Origin of the sequence: Paraburkholderia sp. RL18-101-BIB-B, assembly GCF_046026985.1 — a bacterium.
In the GTDB taxonomy this organism is placed as follows: Bacteria; Pseudomonadota; Gammaproteobacteria; order Burkholderiales; family Burkholderiaceae; genus Paraburkholderia.
The window spans coordinates 39818-59099 of record NZ_JARESV010000029.1 but is presented as its reverse complement, the minus strand read 5'-3'; the positions used below and the strand labels follow the sequence as shown (position 1 = coordinate 59099).

General features: G+C 64.0%; 17 protein-coding genes. 10 read left to right on the top strand and 7 right to left on the bottom strand.

What is annotated here, in order from left to right:
* Nucleotides 1–19: 19 nt before the first annotated feature.
* From P0D73_RS30855 to P0D73_RS30840, 4 genes are all read right to left on the bottom strand, one after another.
* Nucleotides 20–466 (bottom strand): nuclear transport factor 2 family protein, encoded by a 447-nt coding sequence (locus P0D73_RS30855; RefSeq protein WP_408181847.1) that lies wholly within the window; start codon nucleotides 464–466, stop codon nucleotides 20–22.
* Between the two features lie 169 nt (nucleotides 467–635).
* Nucleotides 636–1661: a lipopolysaccharide heptosyltransferase II gene (gene waaF / locus P0D73_RS30850; RefSeq protein WP_012434242.1), complete on the bottom strand. Its 1026-nt coding sequence runs from the start codon at nucleotides 1659–1661 to the stop codon at nucleotides 636–638.
* 345 nt (nucleotides 1662–2006) lie between these two features.
* Nucleotides 2007–2201 carry a zinc-finger domain-containing protein gene (locus P0D73_RS30845; RefSeq protein ID WP_042321180.1) on the bottom strand — a complete coding sequence of 65 codons (195 nt, stop codon included), beginning with the start codon at nucleotides 2199–2201 and terminating at the stop codon, nucleotides 2007–2009.
* Between the two features lie 62 nt (nucleotides 2202–2263).
* Nucleotides 2264–3187 carry a branched-chain amino acid transaminase gene (locus P0D73_RS30840; RefSeq protein ID WP_132373238.1) on the bottom strand — a complete coding sequence of 308 codons (924 nt, stop codon included), beginning with the start codon at nucleotides 3185–3187 and terminating at the stop codon, nucleotides 2264–2266.
* Between the two features lie 307 nt (nucleotides 3188–3494).
* Between P0D73_RS30840 and P0D73_RS30835 the strand changes: the two genes are divergently transcribed.
* From P0D73_RS30835 to P0D73_RS30795, 9 genes are all read left to right on the top strand, one after another.
* Entirely contained in the window at nucleotides 3495–4241 is a 747-nt protein-coding gene (locus tag P0D73_RS30835; RefSeq protein WP_132373240.1) for an AzlC family ABC transporter permease, read from the top strand.
* Nucleotides 4238–4561 carry an AzlD domain-containing protein gene (locus P0D73_RS30830; protein WP_408287690.1) on the top strand — a complete coding sequence of 108 codons (324 nt, stop codon included), beginning with the start codon at nucleotides 4238–4240 and terminating at the stop codon, nucleotides 4559–4561. The genes P0D73_RS30835 and P0D73_RS30830 overlap by 4 nt, the downstream gene beginning before the upstream one ends.
* 271 nt (nucleotides 4562–4832) lie before the next feature.
* Entirely contained in the window at nucleotides 4833–6026 is a 1194-nt protein-coding gene (locus P0D73_RS30825) for a phosphoglycerate kinase (protein WP_408181851.1), read from the top strand.
* Between the two features lie 454 nt (nucleotides 6027–6480).
* Complete coding sequence (gene pyk / locus P0D73_RS30820; RefSeq protein ID WP_408181853.1) at nucleotides 6481–7917, top strand: pyruvate kinase; 1437 nt, start codon at nucleotides 6481–6483, stop codon at nucleotides 7915–7917.
* A gap of 326 nt (nucleotides 7918–8243) precedes the next feature.
* On the top strand, nucleotides 8244–9308 hold the full coding sequence (gene fba / locus P0D73_RS30815; RefSeq protein WP_132373248.1) for a class II fructose-bisphosphate aldolase: 1065 nt from the start codon (nucleotides 8244–8246) through the stop codon (nucleotides 9306–9308).
* A 132-nt stretch (nucleotides 9309–9440) separates the two neighbouring features.
* Nucleotides 9441–10331, top strand: a complete 891-nt coding sequence (locus P0D73_RS30810) for a phosphoribosylaminoimidazolesuccinocarboxamide synthase (protein ID WP_408287686.1) — start codon at nucleotides 9441–9443, stop codon at nucleotides 10329–10331.
* Nucleotides 10332–10487: 156 nt separating this feature from the next.
* Nucleotides 10488–11006, top strand: a complete 519-nt coding sequence (gene purE, locus P0D73_RS30805; protein ID WP_132373250.1) for a 5-(carboxyamino)imidazole ribonucleotide mutase — start codon at nucleotides 10488–10490, stop codon at nucleotides 11004–11006.
* Nucleotides 11007–11119: 113 nt separating this feature from the next.
* On the top strand, nucleotides 11120–12316 hold the full coding sequence (locus P0D73_RS30800) for a 5-(carboxyamino)imidazole ribonucleotide synthase (protein WP_408181859.1): 1197 nt from the start codon (nucleotides 11120–11122) through the stop codon (nucleotides 12314–12316).
* A 10-nt stretch (nucleotides 12317–12326) separates the two neighbouring features.
* Nucleotides 12327–13367 (top strand): L-threonylcarbamoyladenylate synthase, encoded by a 1041-nt coding sequence (locus P0D73_RS30795; RefSeq protein WP_408181861.1) that lies wholly within the window; start codon nucleotides 12327–12329, stop codon nucleotides 13365–13367.
* Nucleotides 13368–14146: 779 nt separating this feature from the next.
* On the opposite strand, the gene P0D73_RS30790 is transcribed toward P0D73_RS30795, so the two are convergent.
* The 3 genes from P0D73_RS30790 to dacB form a co-directional block, all read right to left on the bottom strand.
* A complete protein-coding gene (locus P0D73_RS30790) occupies nucleotides 14147–15397 on the bottom strand; it encodes an SGNH/GDSL hydrolase family protein (RefSeq protein WP_408434311.1) in 1251 nt (416 codons plus the stop codon).
* Between the two features lie 94 nt (nucleotides 15398–15491).
* A complete protein-coding gene (locus tag P0D73_RS30785) occupies nucleotides 15492–16454 on the bottom strand; it encodes a sterol desaturase family protein (protein WP_408287678.1) in 963 nt (320 codons plus the stop codon).
* A 186-nt stretch (nucleotides 16455–16640) separates the two neighbouring features.
* Nucleotides 16641–18395 (bottom strand): D-alanyl-D-alanine carboxypeptidase/D-alanyl-D-alanine endopeptidase, encoded by a 1755-nt coding sequence (gene dacB, locus P0D73_RS30780; protein WP_408434308.1) that lies wholly within the window; start codon nucleotides 18393–18395, stop codon nucleotides 16641–16643.
* Nucleotides 18396–18616: 221 nt separating this feature from the next.
* Between dacB and P0D73_RS30775 the strand changes: the two genes are divergently transcribed.
* The gene (locus P0D73_RS30775) at nucleotides 18617–19279 is read left to right on the top strand and encodes a response regulator (protein WP_132373262.1); all 663 of its coding nucleotides are present in this window, start codon (nucleotides 18617–18619) and stop codon (nucleotides 19277–19279) included.
* Nucleotides 19280–19282: the final 3 nt, after the last annotated feature.

Here is a 19282-nt window from a genome sequence, read left to right as displayed (position 1 = left end):
GTGAAACGCGCGGCGCGCGTCAGTGCAGCGACCCCTGGCCGTGCCGCATCTTCGTGGCGAACTGGCTGGCGGCCTCGTTAGGCATCGGACTCGCGTGAATGTGCGCGATGCGCCATTCGCCGCGTTCGTGGACCATCACATAAGTCGTGAACACCATGGCAGGCGTGGCCTTCGGGTCAGCCGGCCGGTGCGCTTCGGCGATCGCATAGACCACGGTGCCGAGGCTGTCGTAGACGCGGATATCGAGCGGTTCGATGAAAACCGGCGCGGTTTCGAGCTGGATCTGCAAGCCGGCGCGAATGCTGTCGAGGCCGTGCAGGTGGGAGCCGTCGGCGCAGATACAGCTCACGAACTCTTCATCGATCCACAGACCCATCAAGCTGTCGATATTGACCTCGGCGACGGCCTGGTAATAGGCGTTCAGGGTATCGGCGGCGGCTTCGAAGATATGGGCAAAACGTGGCATGGCTCGTCAGTCTCTTGTGCGCGGCGCGCGGTTGCGGGACAGCGGTCAGCGGGACAGTCCGGGGCACCGGACAATCGCACCCGAGCGCCAGAATGCCCGCGCCGCAAGGCGCGAACATGACGCGACGCGCTCAGGGGCGTGCGGTGTTGCGTGCAAGTGTCAGCGGCTGTTAGCGTTGCGCGAGCAACATGCCGCGCAAATCGCCGAATACCTGCTCGGCGCTCAACTGCTTCAGGCAGTTCAGATGGCCGAGCGGACACTCGCGCTCAAAACAGGGGCTGCATTCGAGATGAAGCCATTGTACCTTCGCAAGCTCGGACAAGGGCGGCGTGTGGCGCGGATCGGTCGAACCGTACACGGCTACCAGCGGCCGGCGCAGCGCGGCGGCCACGTGCATCAGACCGGAATCGTTGGTCACGACCGCGTTGGCGCGCGAGATCAGCGCGCACGCCTCGCCCAGCGCGGTCTGGCCGCACAGGTTGCGCACGTTCGGCGCTCGTTCGGCGATGGCCTGCGCGAGCGGTGCGTCTTTCGGCGAACCGAGCGCGACGATCTGCGTGTACGGGAACGACTGGCCGACCATTTGCGCGAGCGACGCGAAGTGCTCGGGCGGCCAGCGCTTGGCCGGGCCGTATTCGGCGCCGGGACAGAACACCAGCAGCGGCACGCGCGTGTCGAGATTGAAGCGCGCGGAGACGCGCGACGCTTCGTTCAGGTCCGCGTCGAGGCGCGGCATCGGCAGGTCGTCGGGCAACTTGGCGCCGGGCGCGTAGGCGAGGGCGGCGTATTGGCCAACCATCGGCGGGCGCTCGTCCTTGCGCGGATTCGCGTGACGCACGTTCAACAGACCGTAGCGGCTTTCGCCGGTATAGCCGATGCGCAACGGAATGCCCGCCATCCACGGAATCAGCGCCGACTTGAGCGAGTTCGGCAGCACGTAGGCGGCGTCGTAGCCCACGTCGCGCAAGTCGCTCGCCAACTGCCAGCGGCGCAGCATTTGCAACTTGCCGTGCGCGAGATCCGTGGCGTAGACGTCGCGGATTTCCGGCATGCGTTCGAGCACGGGCGCGACCCACGAGGGCGCGACCGCGTCGATGACGATGCGCGGATGCAATTTCACGAGGCGCGCAAACAGCGGCTGCGCCATCAATGCGTCACCGATCCAGTTCGGTGCGATAACCAACGCGCGACGCATCAGAGTGAGTGTCCGGTGTCGAAACGAAACCCCGCGCAAGCCTTGCGCGTGGCATTCGGATAAGTAAAAGGGGAAAAGCCGCACGCCGCGTGACGCGCTTCCGGGATGGCCGGAGACGCCGCGGCGGCGGCGCTGCTGTGACGTGCCTGCTTTCGGATCGGGCGGCGAGTTCGCGTTGGTGTGATCACCGTTTGCTGCGCCACCGCCGCTGGTCCGTCGCACGACAAACCAGACCGCGCAACATGCAATCGATCACGAAGCGAACCCCGCAACGCAACCCGCAGCGAAGCGGGCAGCCGACCCGGCAAGCGTCGCCACACGCAACCAGTGCTCAATGCGCCGTGTTCAATGACCTCTGACCACTTCGCCGTCGCGCAGCTTGTAACGCGTGCTGCAGTACGGGCACTTGGCTTCGCCGTGCGTGACGTCGATAAAGACACGCGGATGCGCGCTCCAGCGCGGCATGGCCGGATTCGGGCAGTACGCCGGCAGGTCTTTTGCCGACAGTTCGACCAGCGGCATTTCCTTGATTTCGCTCATGAGACGTTCTCGTTGTATGCAGGGTGCGTGCGGTGCGCCGGTGAAGCCCGGCGCAGCGCGCGTTAGATCTTGGTCAGCCAGTGCGCGTACTTGTCGCTCTTGCCGTTCACGATGTCGAAGAAGCCTGTTTGCAGCTTCTCGGTGATCGGGCCGCGTGCGCCCGAGCCGATCGTGCGGTTGTCGAGTTCGCGGATCGGCGTGACTTCGGCGGCGGTGCCCGTGAAGAACGCTTCGTCGCAGGTATAGACCTCGTCGCGCGTGATGCGCTTTTCGATCACCTGGATGCCCGCGTCGCGCGCCAGCGTGATGACCGTGTCGCGCGTGATGCCGTCGAGGCACGACGACAGGTCCGGCGTGTACAGCTTGCCGTTGTTCACAAGGAAGAAGTTTTCGCCCGAGCCTTCCGACACGTAACCGTCCACGTCGAGCAGCAGCGCTTCGTCGTAGCCGTCGGCGATGGCTTCCTGGTTGGCGAGGATCGAGTTCACGTACCAGCCCGACGCCTTGGCGCGGACCATCGACACATTCACGTGATGGCGCGTGAACGACGAGGTCTTCACGCGGATGCCCTTGGCGATGCCGTCTTCACCGAGGTAAGCGCCCCACGGCCAGGCCGCGATCGCCACGTGGATGGTGTTGCCCTTGGCCGACACGCCGAGCTTTTCCGAGCCGACCCAGATGATCGGGCGCAGGTAGCAGGACTCGAGCTTGTTTTCGCGGACCACTTCGCATTGCGCGGCGGCGAGCGTTTCGTGGTCGAACGGCACGTCCATCTGAAAGATCTTGGCCGAGTTCAGCAGACGCTTGGTGTGTTCCTGCAGCCGGAAAATCGCGGTGCCGCCGTCCGCCGTCTTGTAGGCGCGTACGCCCTCGAAGACGCCCATGCCGTAATGCAGCGTGTGGGTAAGCACGTGGATCTTGGCATCGCGCCAGTCGATGAGCTTGCCATCCATCCAGATCTTGCCGTCGCGGTCGGCCATTGACATACGATTCTCCAACTGGTGCGTTATGAGTGCCCCACACCTGGCGCTTCGCGTCAGGCCCCGACGGGGCAGGAAAACCTGGGACGGTCCGGTGTTTTCCAGTGAGGTGTGCCCCAAGGGGACTTCCTTCGGGGCGTAGCGAGGACGTCATTTTAGCGTCTTTTGCACACGGAACGGGCATTTGGCCGTATTCCGGACGCTATAATCCGGCACACGCATAATTCAAATCCGAATGCGCCAGCGGGTGCTTGACGACCTGGCGCTGACTTCCCATCGTTGCAGCGCCCTTGCGCGCCCGCGTTTCGCCCCCATGCTCGCTCGCCTGTCAGATATCGATCGCCGTGCCTTCCGCGAAGGCGCGCGCGACTATTCGCCCACGCTGATGGCGATTTTCTCCTGGGGCCTCGTCACCGGCATTGCCATGAGCAAATCGGTGCTCACGTTGCCGCAGGCGCTCACCATGTCGCTGCTCTGCTACGCCGGGTCGTCGCAACTGGCGGTGCTGCCGCTGCTCGCCGCCAAGCTGCCGGTCTGGACCGTGCTGCTCACGGCAGCGATGGTCAATACGCGTTTCGTGATCTTCAGCGTTGGTCTCGCGCCGCATTTTTCCTATCTGTCGATGTGGCGGCGTATCGTGCTCGGCTACTTCAACGGCGACGTGATTTATTTGCTGTTCCAGAAGAAGAGCTTCCCGACCGGCTATGTGCCGGGCAAGGAAGCGTATTTCTGGGGCATGGCGATATGCAGCTGGCTGTCGTGGCAGGTGTCGTCGATTGCCGGCATTTTGCTGGCGAGCCTGATTCCCGATAACTGGGGCCTCGCGCTGGCGGGCACGCTGGCGTTGCTGCCCATCATGGTGTCGGCGATCGCGACGCGCTCCACGCTGGTCGCGGTCAGCGTCGCCGGCGTGGTGTCGCTGCTCGCATTCGACCTGCCGTACCGGCTCGCGCTGCCGCTCGCGGTGATCGCGGCGATCGTCGCCGGCAGCGCCGCCGACCTGATGGTCGAGCGCGCCGACTTGCGCCGCATCCGTAACAGCGCCGGAGATTCCCGATGACATCCACACAGATCTGGCTGGCCATTTTCGGCATGACAGTCGTCACCGCCCTGACACGCGCGATGTTTCTAATCGGCGGCGAGCGCACCGTTTTGCCGGCGCGGGTTCAGCGCATGCTCCGCTATGCGCCGGCCGCGGCGCTCGCCGCCGTGGTCCTGCCGGACGTGCTGGCAACGCCCGACGGCCTGTCCTTCGCGCCGTCGAACCATGAGTTCTACGCCGCGCTGTCAGGTCTTGCGTGGTTTTTGTGGCGGCGCACCATGCTCGGCACGATTGTCGTCGGAATGGTTGTGTTCACGTTGTTGCGCCTCTTCATGTGATTGAAGAAGCGGGAAATGTTGCGTTGCGGAATCGGCGCCGTATCCTCCAAATACGGGACATTCGCCCGGTCGCGGGTCAGAAGGCTGTGTGGATCAGTTAAAATGGTTGTTTCCGGGATGAGCGCGCCGCTGCAAGGCGCGCGGGCCGCGGCCCTGCCGCCGGCACCCGATTCAGTGGAGCCGCTGCCGTGCCTGAGCGCTGGAGTTCACCGCGCTTGAGTGCCGCGCGTCGTCCGCCACCGCCTTCTCATCAACTCGCACACACACGCCCATGAACAAGGTATTGCGTCTCTCCGATCTGATCGCCGAAGGCAAGCTATCCGGCAAACGCGTGTTCATCCGCGCCGATCTGAACGTGCCGCAGGACGATCAAGGCAACATCACCGAAGACACCCGTATCCGCGCCTCCGTGCCGGCCATCAAGGCTGCGCTCGACGCAGGCGCCGCCGTGATGGTCACGTCGCACCTGGGCCGTCCGACCGAGGGCGACTTCAAGCCGGAAGATTCGCTGGCGCCGGTTGCGAAGCGTCTGGCCGAACTGCTTGGCCGTGACGTGCCGCTGGTGGCGAACTGGGTCGAAAACGGCGTGAACGTCGCGCCGGGCTCGGTCGTGCTGCTGGAAAACTGCCGCGTCAACAAGGGCGAGAAGAAGGATTCCGACGAGCTCGCGCAAAAAATGGCGAAGCTCTGCGACATCTACGTGAACGACGCGTTCGGCACCGCGCACCGCGCCGAAGCGACCACGCATGGCATCGCCAAATACGCGCCCATCGCGTGCGCCGGCCCGTTGCTGGCCGCCGAGCTCGAAGCGCTCGGCAAGGCGCTGGGCGCGCCGAAGCGTCCGCTGGTGGCGATCGTCGCCGGCTCGAAGGTGTCGACCAAACTGACCATTCTGAAGTCGCTCGCCGACAAGGTCGATCAACTGATCGTGGGCGGCGGCATCGCCAACACGTTCATGCTGGCCGCCGGCCTGAAGATCGGCAAGTCGCTCGCCGAAGCCGATCTGCTGAACGAAGCCAAAGCCATTATCGACGCCGCGAAAGCGCGCGGCGCCTCTGTGCCGATCCCGACCGACGTGGTCACGGCCAAGGAGTTTTCGCCGACCGCCAAGGCCGAGGTCAAGGCCGTCGCCGACGTTCAAGACGACGACATGATTCTCGACATCGGACCGGAAACGGCCAAGGTGCTCGCGGCGCAACTGGAAAAGGCCGGCACGATCGTGTGGAACGGCCCGGTCGGCGTGTTCGAATTCGACCAGTTCGGCAACGGCACGAAGACGCTCGCGGACGCCATCGCCAAGTCGTCGGCGTTCTCGATTGCCGGCGGCGGCGATACGCTTGCGGCGATCGCCAAGTACGGCATCCACGACAAGGTCAGCTATATCTCGACGGGCGGCGGCGCCTTCCTCGAGTTCCTCGAAGGCAAGAAGCTGCCGGCCGTCGAAGTTCTGGAATCGCGGGCTTAACGTGGCGACGCGCTCCCCAACGGCAAAGTCTGCAAAAGCGCGTGGCGGCAAGCCGCGCAACACTGCAGCAGCAACGGCAGGGGAGCGCGCGGCGCGCTCCGCCGCCACTCCGGCAGCGGCCGAATCTGCGGTTGATGCCGCGGTCGGTTCAGTTAGCCAGCAGCAAGAAAAATCCGGGTCGCCCCTCGCGCTCGCGGAATTGACCACTGCCAGTGAGGCAGCGGAATTGTCCAGCGCAGATGCTGTGCAGACCGCCTCGCCATCCGCAGAACTCCCCGACGAAGAACTCGCCCCTCAACCGGCGCCCCCCGTGCTGGTATCGAATACCGCTTCACACTATAAAGCGACGCTGGTTTCAACCGGCGCGCAGCCCCCGGCAGCATCCTTCGGTGCGCAGCCTCCGCATCCGACTCGCAGCGCTCTTTCCAGCGATCTCACCCAGACGAGGAGACTCATGCATCGCGCCACCAAGATTGTCGCCACCATCGGCCCGGCTTCCAATACGCCGGAAATCCTGCTGCAAATGATTCAGGCGGGGCTGGACGTGGTGCGGCTCAATTTCTCGCACGGCACCGCCGACGACCATCGCCAGCGCGCCGATTTCGTGCGCGAGGCGGCCCGCCAGGCCGGCCGCGAAGTCGCCATCATGGCAGACCTGCAAGGCCCGAAAATCCGGGTCGGCAAATTTGAAAACGGCAAGATCATGCTCGTCGCCGGCGAGCCGTTCATCCTCGACGCCGACTGCGAACTCGGCAACGAGCAGCGCGCCGGTCTCGACTACAAAGACCTGCCGCGCGACCTGAAACCGGGCGACGTGCTGTTGCTTAACGACGGCCTGATCGTGCTGAACGTCTCGCGCGTGATCGGCAATGAGATCCACACGGTCGTCAAGATCGGCGGCGAGCTGTCGAACAACAAGGGTATCAACCGCCAGGGCGGCGGCTTGTCCGCGCCGGCGCTGACCGCCAAGGACATGGAAGACATTCGCACCGCCATGTCGCTCGGCGTCGATTATGTCGCGGTATCGTTCCCGAAGAACGCCACCGACATGGAAATGGCCCGCCAGCTGGCGAACATCGCCGGCGCGCCGTTCGGCATCAAGCCGAAGATGATCGCCAAAATCGAGCGCGCGGAAGCCATTCCGGCGCTGCAAGGCATCCTCGACGCATCGGACGGCATCATGGTCGCGCGCGGCGACTTGGCCGTGGAAGTGGGGAATGCCGCAGTCCCCGCGCTGCAAAAGCGGATGATCCGTATGGCGCGCGAATCGAACAAGTTCGTGATCACCGCCACGCAGATGATGGAGTCGATGATCCACGCGCCGGTGCCGACCCGCGCCGAAGTGTCGGACGTCGCCAACGCCGTGCTGGACGGCACGGACGCGGTGATGCTGTCGGCGGAATCGGCGGCGGGCAAGTATCCGGTGCAGACCATCGAGACCATGGCGGCGATCTGTATCGAAGCCGAGAAGTCGGAGCAGTCGGAACTGGACAAGGATTTCCTCGACCGCACGTTCACGCGGATCGACCAGTCGATCGCGATGGGTGCGCTGTTCACGGCGTTTCATCTCGGCGCGAAGGCGATCGTGGCGTTGACCGAATCCGGCTCGACCGCGCTGTGGATGTCGCGCCATTGGACCCACGTGCCGATTTTCGCACTCACGCCGCGGGTCGGCAGCGAGCGGGCCATGGCGCTGTACCGCAACGTGACTTCGCTGCATCTGGACACCAACACCGACCGCGACACCGCGTTGCAGCAGGCGTTGGAGACCGTGGTCAGCAAGGGTTACGCGTCGCGCGGCGACATGGTGGTGCTGACTGTCGGCGAGCCGATGGGTCAGGCCGGCGGCACGAATACGCTGAAGATCGTGCGGGTCGGCGAACCGTATTGACCATGCAGCAACCATTCTGCGTGGGATCGGAGCGCGCTGCGTGGGACCGGAGTCAGTGCTGAAGCACTCACTCCGGATCGACAAAGCGCTGAAGCGCTAGCTCCGATCGACACAGCAGACTGCTCGATCGGCACGGGTCTGATTGGGCGAAGCAGGCTGGCATGCTCCGCGAGAGGCGGCGCACAGGCTCAAATCGCGCGTTGCAGCGGCAAGGACCGCGCCGCGCTTTAGAGAATGTGTGAACGGGTATGCAGCTTGCTTCGCGATAAAATCGCCCAAAAGATGCCGACGGCACAAGAATTCGTTTCAATCTATGGAGTTACAGCATGCCTCTCGTATCAATGCGTCAACTGCTGGACCATGCCGCTGAAAACGGCTACGGCCTTCCGGCATTCAACGTGAACAATCTGGAGCAAGTGCAGGCAATCATGGCGGCGGCCGACAAGGTCAACGCTCCGGTTATCATGCAGGCGTCGGCCGGCGCGCGTAAGTACGCGGGCGAAGCGTTTCTGCGGCACCTGATCGAAGCCGCGGTCGAGTCGTATCCGCATATTCCGGTCGTGATGCACCAGGACCACGGGCAGTCGCCGGCGGTCTGCATGGCGGCAATCCGCAGCGGTTTCACCAGCGTGATGATGGACGGTTCGCTCGAAGCCGACGGCAAGACGGTCGCTTCGTACGAGTACAACGTGGACGTGTCGCGCAAGGTCGTGGAAGCGGCGCACTCGATCGGCATCACGGTGGAAGCGGAACTGGGCGTGCTCGGTTCGCTGGAAACCATGAAGGGCGACAAGGAAGACGGTCACGGCGCGGAAGGCACGATGACGCGCGAGCAGCTGTTGACCGATCCGGAGCAGGCTGCCGACTTCGTCAAGCTGACCCAGTGCGACGCGCTGGCCATCGCGATCGGTACGTCGCACGGCGCCTACAAGTTCAGCAAGAAGCCCACGGGCGACATTCTGTCGATCCAGCGCATCAAGGAAATCCACCAGCGCATTCCGAACACGCACCTGGTGATGCACGGTTCGTCGTCGGTGCCGCAGGAACTGCTGGCTGAAATCCGCGAATTCGGCGGCGACATGAAGGAAACTTACGGCGTGCCGGTCGAGGAAATCCAGGAAGGTATCAAGAACGGCGTGCGCAAGGTCAATATCGACACCGACCTGCGTCTGGCGATCACCGGTGCGATCCGCCGCTATATGGCGACCAACCCGGGTAAGTTCGATCCGCGCGATTACCTGAAGCCGGCGCGCGAAGCGGCGATGAAGATCTGTGTCGAGCGCTACATGCAATTCGGCTGCGAAGGCCAGGCCGGCAAGATCAAGCCGGTCACGCTTGATAAAATCGCGGAGAAGTACAAATCGGGCGAGCTCGCGCAAGTCGTCCGCTAAGCTATCAACATGCACTGCACCTGGCCGTTTGGCCAGGTTGTCGTTCGATCGCCGTTCCCGCATCATCCGGGGAACGGCGTTTCCCTTTTGTTCCGGTCACACTTTTTGCCTCACTTTTAGCGAACCACGACGATGTCTACCCTCTACGAATCCACGCTCCGCTCGCTGCCGCTGCTCGGCCGCGGTAAAGTCCGCGACAACTATGCGGTGGGCAACGACCAGTTGCTGATCGTCACGACCGACCGTCTGTCGGCGTTCGACGTCATCATGGGCGAGCCGATTCCGAATAAGGGACGCGTGCTCAATGAAATGGCGAACTTCTGGTTCGAGAAACTCAAGCACGTGGTGCCGAACCACCTCACGGGCGTCGCGCCCGAATCCGTGGTGGCGGCGGACGAAGTCGAGCAGGTCAAGGGCCGCGCGGTCGTCGTGACGCGCCTCGAGCCGATTCTCGTCGAAGCCGTGGTGCGCGGCTATCTGGCCGGCAGCGGCTGGAAAGACTACCAGGCAACCGGTTCGGTGTGCGGCGTGGAATTGCCGCCGGGTTTGCAGAACGCGCAGAAGCTGCCCGAGCCGATCTTCACGCCGGCAGCCAAGGCCGAAATGGGCCATCACGACGAAAACATCACCTACAACGAGATGGAGCGCCGCATCGGCACCGAACTGTCGGCTACGATCCGCGACATCTCGATCAAGCTGTACAAGGAAGCCGCTGATTACGCGGCCACGCGCGGCATCATCATCGCGGATACGAAGTTCGAATTCGGTCTGGACAACCACGGCAAGCTGTATCTGATGGACGAGGCGCTGACCGCGGATTCGTCGCGCTTCTGGCCGGCCGACCAGTATCAGGTCGGCACCAATCCGCCGTCGTTCGACAAGCAGTTCGTGCGCGACTGGCTCGAAACCCAGCCGTGGAAGAAAGAGCCGCCGGCGCCGAAGTTGCCGGACGACGTTGTCACGAAGACGGGCGAGAAGTACCAGGAAGCGCTCGAACGCCTGACCGGACATAAGCTCGCCTGATTACGCGCACCGGTTGGATCTGCTCCGCGTGAGAAAGCGCGGGGCCGCCCGCAAATTTTCCGCCGCGCAGTAAGTCCCCTTTGCGGGTCACCCGTTCGGGGCCGGGCGCGAAGGGACAGGTTCTGGGGCGCTCTCAAGAAACAAGGAAGCCGTAAGATGAGTGAAGCACAAACCGCCCATACGCATGGCGCGCCGGTTATCGGTGTGCTGATGGGCTCCAGTTCCGACTGGGAAGTCATGAAGAACGCCGTGGCCATTCTGCAGGAGTTCGGCGTGCCCTACGAAGCGAAGGTCGTGTCCGCGCACCGCATGCCCGACGAAATGTTCGCCTATGCTGAAAGCGCGCGTGAGCGTGGCATTCGCGCGATCATCGCCGGCGCGGGCGGCGCGGCGCATCTGCCGGGCATGCTGGCCGCCAAGACCACGGTGCCGGTGCTCGGCGTGCCGGTGGCAAGCAAGTACCTGAAGGGCGTCGATTCGTTGCATTCGATCGTGCAGATGCCCAAGGGCGTGCCGGTCGCCACGTTTGCGATCGGCGAAGCAGGCGCGGCGAACGCGGCGCTGTTCGCGGTGTCGTTGTTGAGCGGCACGAGCGACGAGTATGCGGAGAAACTGGCTGCGTTCCGCGTGCGCCAGAACGAAGCGGCCCACGCCATGGTGTTGCCGGCGCTGTAAGCGCACAGACTGATTGCTTGAAGACGTCCCCCTGTCCGACCCCCGGCCGGGTGCCTGCCATCGCATTGCACGCACGCATTGCACACAGCACCCGGCCGCGACCGACCACTAAGATGAACCCAGACAACACACCGGTTTCACCGATTCTGCCCGGCGCATGGCTTGGCATGGTCGGTGGCGGCCAGCTCGGCCGCATGTTCTGTTTCGCCGCTCAGGCCATGGGCTACCGCGTCGCCGTGCTCGATCCGGACGAAAACAGTCCGGCGGGCGCCGTTGCCGACCGCCATTTGCGCGCGGCCTACGACGACGAAACGTCGCTGACCGAACTCGCGCGGCTGTGCGCGGCGGTGTCGACCGAATTCGAGAACGTGCCGGCCGCGAGCCTCGACTTCCTCGCGCGGACTACCTTCGTGAGTCCGGCTGGGCGCTGCGTCGCCGTGGCCCAGGACCGCATTGCCGAGAAACGCTTCATCGCGTCATCGGGCGTGACGGTTGCGCCTCACGTGGTGATCGAATCGTCGGATGCGCTGGCCGCGCTCGACGACACGAAGCTCGAAGCCGTGCTGCCGGGCATTCTCAAGACTGCCCGCATGGGCTACGACGGCAAAGGCCAGATTCGCGTGCGCAACGCGGAGGAAGTACGTGAGGCGCATGCGTCGCTCGGCGGCGTGCCGTGCGTGCTGGAAAAGCGTTTGCCATTGAAGTTCGAAGTGTCCGCGCTGATCGCGCGGGCGGCGAGCGGCGCGTCGGTGGTCTATCCGCTCGCGCAGAACACGCATCGCGACGGCGTGCTGTCGCACACCATCGTCCCGGCACCCGACGCGAGTCCCACGTTGGTCCAGCAGGCGCAACAGGCCGCGCTGCAAATCGCCGACAAGCTCGGTTATGTGGGCGTGCTGTGCGTCGAGTTCTTCATTCTCGAAGATGGTTCGCTGGTGGCCAATGAAATGGCGCCGCGCCCGCACAATTCCGGCCACTACACGGTCGACGCCTGCGCGACCAGCCAGTTCGAGCAGCAGGTGCGCGCCATGACCGGCATGCCGCTCGGCGACACGCGCCAGCATTCACCGGCCGTCATGCTGAACATTCTCGGCGACGTGTGGTTTCCGGACGGCCCGAAGCGCGCGGCCGTCACGCCGCCGTGGCACGAAGTCGCCGCTATGCCGGCAGCGCGTCTGCATCTGTATGGCAAGGAAGAGGCGCGCTGCGGCCGCAAGATGGGTCACGTGAACTTCACGGCGGCCACGCTCGAAGAAGCCCGCACGGCCGGACGTGATTGCGCGCGGCTGCTGCACATCCTCACGAGCTGACACAAGCGCCATGCCGGATCAACAGAAAGCCGCCGAGGGCGCATTGCCTGTGAGCGCCGTGCAGATCGAACACGCGGCGGCGCTGCTCGACGCGGGAGGCCTGGTCGCGTTTCCTACGGAGACGGTGTACGGTCTCGGCGGCGACGCCGAGAGTCCCGACGCGGTTGCGCGCATTTACGCGGCGAAGGGCAGGCCGGCGAATCATCCGGTGATCGTGCATCTCGCGCCGCAAGGCGATCCGAACTACTGGGTCGAGCATTTGCCCGCGGAGGCGCAGCGATTGATCGACGCGTTTTGGCCGGGGCCGCTCACGCTGATCCTCAAGCGCGCCGCGCGCATTCCTGCGGCAGTTAGCGGCGGGCAGGATTCAGTGGGGCTGCGCTGCCCGTCGCATCCTGTCGCGCAAGCATTGCTCGAGGCGTTCAGCGCATTGCGCAACGGGCATGGCGGCGTGGCGGCGCCGTCGGCGAATCGGTTCGGACATGTGAGCCCGACGACGGCGCAACATGTGCGCGACGAGTTCGGCGACGCGATTCATGTGCTGGACGGCGGCGCGTCGGACGTCGGTATCGAATCGACCATTCTGGATTTGTCGCGCGGCTTTCCGGCGCTGTTGAGGCCGGGGCGTGTGACCCCGCAAGATATCGCCGACGTGCTTGGCGAGGCGCCGCGCCTGCCGGACGGCTCGGATGCGACCGCGCCGCGGGCTTCCGGCACGCTGAAGGCGCACTACGCGCCGCGCACGCCGTTGGCGCTATTGCCGTTCGTCGCGCTGGAGGCTTTGCTTGCCGCGCGGCAAGAGGATGAGCGCGTGGCGTTGGTGGCGCGCGCGTCGCGTGCTGGGCATTGGGCCGATGCTGAAGGCGTGCATTTCATTGCTGCACCTGAAGATCCGCATGTCTATGCGCGTGAACTGTATGGCTTGCTGAGGGCTCTCGATCGCGCGAATGTCACGCGGATTCTGATTGAGAAGCTGCCGGATACGATTGAGTGGATCGCTGTTAATGATCGGTTAGGGCGCGCTGCGGCTGCTTTTGAAGCGCAAGGGTGATGGGTTGGGGTTTTTGCTCGTCGGGCGCTTTTTGTCTGGTTGCTTGCGGTGTTGGCCTTTCCTTGATTTGTTATTGGTCTATTAGCGTTGCCCCTGTGCGGGGCGGCACTTACTTTCTTTGCTTGCCGCAAAGAAAGTAAGCAAAGAAAGCGGCCCAAACCGCTAATTCTTAAGCGGGTCTCTCGCGCAGTCGCGGTAGTGGTGCATCTGGAATCCGTGTTCTCGCATATTCACCGTGACTGACAATGCGCTCATCAGCTCCCACTCCGCACTACGTGCGTCGCGGATGGGTATGCATGGGAAAACAAGGCTTCGCTTTGCGTCGCGGGACGAACGGCTTCGCTTCGCCGAGTCGGTAGTGCGCTCATAGGCAAATCCCAACTCTGCGCGAGTCCGGTGTGACGAAATCGCAGCGGGCGCAATGACAGTCCCTGCCGCCGGGCAATACGCGAGAGCAAAAACCAGCAGACGGTTTATGAAGTGTCCATCGGCGCGCGCAGCGCCGCCGGAAGAATGACTGCCTTGTCACTTGGGTGGAAAGTGCGACACGACGGATTCCAGATGTGCCACTACCATGACTGTGCGAGGGATCCGCTTATGAGCTGGCGGTGTGAAGCCGCTTTCTTTGCTTACTTTCTTTGCGGCAAGCAAAGAAAGTAAGTGCCGCCCCGCACAGGGGTGACGCTAATAGACCAATAACAAATCAAGGAAAGGCCAAAATCCCAGATCAAGAAAAGGCCACGCCGCAAACCCCCACCCGCAGCGCGGCCCTCCTCAATTTACTTCCCCAACCCAGTCGCTGCGATCTGCTGCTGCACATACTGCGCGAACAACGCGTGTAGATGCGTGCTCGGATGAACCGTATCCGCAAACATATAAGTCTGGTCAGCACCAGCCACCGTATAAGTCTGCGGCGAGCAGAACAGCGACGAGCCGAACTGCGCGCCATACTGAGCCGGCGTCAGCCCATTCGTCGCGCTCGGATTAGCTGTAGCGTACGCAGTTGCGTTGTTCTGCATCGACGTCAGGTTACAAGCCGTGCCGGTGTTGGATACCGTGAAGCCCAGCGCCTGGTAGTTCGGCAACTGCTGATCAATCCACGTGAACGCATCGGCCACGATGACCTTGCCCGTACCCACCAGACCGAGTGCCGTCAGGTTCTGGACCAGCAGGTAGTTATACGCCGCGGTAATCCCTGACAGCAGTGCAGCCGTGCCAGGCGTGCTCACGTTGGTTGCAACGCCGAGCGGCGTATTGCCGATGTCCGGCACCGTCGACACCACCACGTGAGTCGCGCCCGAGTTGACGATTTTCTGGACTTGCGCGGCGAGCTGGGTGGCGGCCTGCGCGATCTGCGGGTTGGCCAACTGCTGCAGGTAGCCGACGATGAACGCCACCTGGCCTGCCTGCGAGTTCGGCAGTTTGCCGGCCTGCACGAGCAGCGGATATTGCGTCTGTAGCGCGGCGCCGAGCGCCGTCAGATTGGCGGTGGTCCCCGCGAACTGGAAGATGTCGTTCGCACCGCCGTTGATCAGCACGAGCTGGTTAGCGTTGAAGCTCGTGTGCGCGCCCAGGTAGTTGGCCACCTGCGTCACCACCGGTACGGTCGTCGCGGCCATGTTGTTGGGCGCCCAACCTTGGCCTTGAGCATTGACGACGTCCGAGCCGCCTTGCGCATAGCCCAAGCCACCCGTTGCGACCAGCGGCTTGCCGAAGCCGCCGAGGTACGCTGCGGTCAACGTGTCGCCGTAGTACTCAGCGACCTTCTGGGTCCACACTTCACCCGGGTTCGTCGTGAAGCGGCCGCCGCCGAAGCTCCCCTGAATCACCGGCGCGTACGTGCCGACATCCGACAAGCTGTCGCCGAACGACACGACCTGCAATTTGACGCCGCCCGCAGGCGTGCTGCTCGCATTGTTGTTGTTGTCGCTACCCCCGCCGCAAGCCGCGAGCAGGGCGAACGCCGTGCTGGCCATGGCGATCTGCGTCACGCGCAGCCAATGTTGTTTCCTCGATCCTGTTTGCTTCATGTTGACTACATCTCCTCGTATGTGTGGCCCTTATGCCATGTGTTGCAGGCAGCGCCCACCGCTTGAGCGGCGTGACGACAGCTTACAGAATCTTCTACGGCCTGCGTGGTGTTTGAAACGCGGCCGTATGGTCTTGCTTCACGCGAGTTGCCTCGCCTGAATTTTCACTTGAATCCACGCGCGATACCGATGAACCGGCGGCGCGCCGCGCGTGATAATCCGCAGCCCATGCGGGCGGCGCGAACAATGCGCGCAGCTTGTCGTGCCAGCCGCGCACGCTCGCGAAGTCGACGGCCATCGACGCCCATTCGTGAAACGTCGCCTTCAGCGGGTTGTAAGTGTGAAGCGGCTCGACGATGCCGTAGACCGGCGCATCGCGCGGATCTTCGTCGACGTAGCTGCCGAACAGGCGATCCCAGATCACCAGCACGCCGGCATAGTTGCGGTCGATATAGCGGTCGTTGCGCGCGTGATGCACGCGATGGATCGACGGTGTGTTGAACACGTATTCGAGCCAGCCGAGTTTGCCGATGGCTTGCGTATGCACGAAAAACTGAAAGCCGAGATTGATCAGCACGATCGCGACGATCTGCGTCGGCGGAAAACCGAGCACGGCAAGCGGCGTCCAGAAGAGCCACATGCCCGCGATCGGATACATCAGGCTCTGGCGGAACGCGGTCGAAAAATTCATGCGCTCCGACGAGTGATGCACGACATGCGCGGCCCACAGCCAGCGCACGCGATGGCTGCAACGATGGAACACGTAGTAGAGCAGATCCTGAGCGACAAACAGCACGACGAACGAGACCCAGCTCGCCTGCCACGTGTAGACGCGATAGTGATCGTAGAAAAACGCGTAGACAGGGATGATGGCGAGCCACGCGAGCTTGTCGGCGGCTTGCTGCATCAGTGCGAGCGCGGCGTTGCAGAGCGTGTCGCGCCAGCTATAGAGTTGCGCGCCCGGCTGCGTGCGCCGCAGGTGCCACGCCTCCCAGCCGATGCATGCGAGAAAGACTGGCGCCATGGCGAGCAGCAGCAATTCGGCATCGAATTGCATTGTGTCTTCCTCCGTGGTCCCTGGCCGCCGCGCTGTGCGCAGCGGGTGTTGTCGTTATTGTTCGAGCGGGACCGTAACCGATGCAGGCCCCGGCGCCACGTCCAGCGTTTTACGCGCGCCTCAAACACTGCCCGACAGCGTACACGCTTAGGACGTTGCCGCGCGCGGCTTCGCTAGAAGGAACACTCAGTGAGCGCCACGCTTGTGCGGGTTTTTCCTGGGCTTGCTGCTGCGCGGTTCGACGACGGGATCGGAAACCTTGGTGAAGCCCTGTGACGGCCCCTGATACACCCATTCGAGCAGCGCGTCGTGCGCGGCGCGCGCGGCTTCCGAATGCGGATCGTTGATCAGGCTGACGACCACGTAACTGTTACCGTCAGCCGACGCCACATAGCCCGCGATCGCCCGCACGTCGCGCAAGGTGCCGGTCTTGATATGCGCATTGCCTCCCGCGCCCTGGTTGGTCAAGCGGTTGCGCATGGTGCCGTCGACGCCCGCGATCGGCAGCGACTCCACGAACACTTGCGCGACCGGACTCGCGTTGGCCCGCTGCAGCAGATCGGCGAGCGCGAGCGCGGTGACGTGCTCGTCGCGTGAGAGGCCCGAGCCATTGTCGAGCGTCAGATACTCCATGTCGATGCTGTCGCGGCGCAGAAACGCCTGGATTGCACGCGCTGATTTGGCGGTCGTCGCGGGCCCTTTTTCCTCGGCCGCCCCGATCGTCAGGAACAGATTGCGCGCCATCGTGTTGTTGCTGAACTTGTTGATGTCGCGAACGATGTCGGACAGCATCGGCCCCTGGTGCGTCGCCACCAGTTTGGCGCCGACGGGCACGGCGCCTTCGCGCGTCGCGCCGCTGAACGTCCCGCCGGTTTGCTGCCACAGCGCGAGAAAACCGCCCGCGAAAAACGCCGAGTGATCGAGCACCGCGACGTTGATCGTGCGCGGGCCGCAGCGCATCGAATAGTCGCCGTTGAACGAGGCCACGACGGTGCCGTTCGGCTGCGGCGTGACGGTCGGCGACACGGATGCCGCATCGCCGCGGCACGGGCCGTTCACCGCATGCATCTGGTTGTCGATCTGCAATTGCGCAAGCGCGGGCAACACGTCGATCGCGACGCTGCCGTCCGGCGACGGCGTCAGCGTGAACGACAGCGATTTGAACGCGTACAGCAGCGGATCGGGGCCGACGTTGTACGGCGCGGTGGCGTCGTCGTCGAACGGCGGGAGGTCGCGCGTGGACGAATCGAAGTAGCGCTTGTCGAGCACCAGCGCGCCGTCGATACCGCTGATGCCCGCCTTGTGGATCTTCTGCACGAGGTCGATCAGTTCTTCCGGCACGAGCTTCGGATCGCCCGTGCCTTGAATGTAGAGATTGCCATGCAGCACGCCGTTGGCGTCGATGGTGCCGTCCGCGTAGGCGCTCGTGCGCCAGCGGTAGTCGGGGCCGAGTATCGACAGGCCCGAGTAGGTGGTGACGAGTTTCATCGTCGAGGCGGGCATCATCGGCTTGCCCGCGTTCAGTGCGAGGATCGGCGTGCGGTCGCCGACTTTCTCCACGACCACGCTGATCGACGACAAGGGCACGTGCGCGCGCTGCAAGCCGACCATCACCGATTGCGGCAAGACAGTGGTGACGTTGACGCTCGGACGCGTGGCCTTGACGCGAGCCTGCGCGGCAAGCGGCAGCGACGCGCCGCAGCCGAGCGCGGCGCAAGCGAGCAGCCAGGCGCTCGCGCGCGGCGCGAACCGGCGCGGCAGACGAGTGGTGGAAGAAGTGGAAGCGGTCAAAGCAGAAGCGGTCAAAGCAGAAGCGGTCAAAGCAGAAGCGGTCAAAGCAGAAGCAGTCAAAGCAGAAGCAGTCAAAGCAGAAGCGGAGCGCGGACGTAGGGCGACAGTGTTGAAGCGGCGTGCGAGAGAAGACAGAAAAGCGTGCGTCATGGACGGGCGAAAAAGCAAAATGTCAGGGCGTGGGGCACGCGGCAATCCCGGCGGCGCCGAAGGATCGCGTTGGCGCGCGGACAAAAATACCGGCCGCGCGAAGCAAAGCGCCCATTGTAGAGAGTTGCCGCCAGGCTGCGGTGGAAAATGCGCCACGCGGCGCGCATGGCGGGGGCGGGCGCTAGAATGCGGCATCATCGAACGATTCGGAACGGATAACCATGCGCATCTTGCTAGTCGAAGACGACCGGATGATCGCCGAAGGCGTGCGCAAGGCACTGCGCGGCGAAGGCTTCGCGGTCGACTGGGTGGAAGACGGGGAAGCCGCGCTCAGCGCGGCGGGCAGCCAGCCTTACGATCTCGTGCTGCTCGACCTGGGCCTGCCCAAACGCGACGGTCTCGACGTGCTGCGCACGCTGCGCGCGCGCGGCCATGCGCTGCCGGTGCTGATCGTGACCGCGCGCGACGCCGTGGCGGATCGCGTCAAAGGCCTCGACGCCGGCGCCGACGATTACCTGGTCAAACCTTTCGATCTCGACGAACTCGGCGCCCGCATGCGCGCACTGATCCGGCGTCAGTCGGGGCGCAGCGATTCGACCATCCGCCACGGCAACCTGACGCTCGATCCCGCGTCACATCAGGTGACGCTCGACGGCGCGCCGGTCGCGTTGTCGGCGCGTGAATTCGCGCTGCTCGAGGCGTTGCTCGCGCGGCCTGGCGCCGTGCTCTCGAAGAGCCAGCTCGAAGAAAAAATGTACGGCTGGGGCGAGGAGATCGGCAGCAATACCGTCGAGGTCTACATTCACGCGCTGCGCAAGAAACTCGGCGCGGACCTGATCCGCAACGTGCGCGGTCTGGGCTACATGATCGCGAAGGACGCCTGAGCC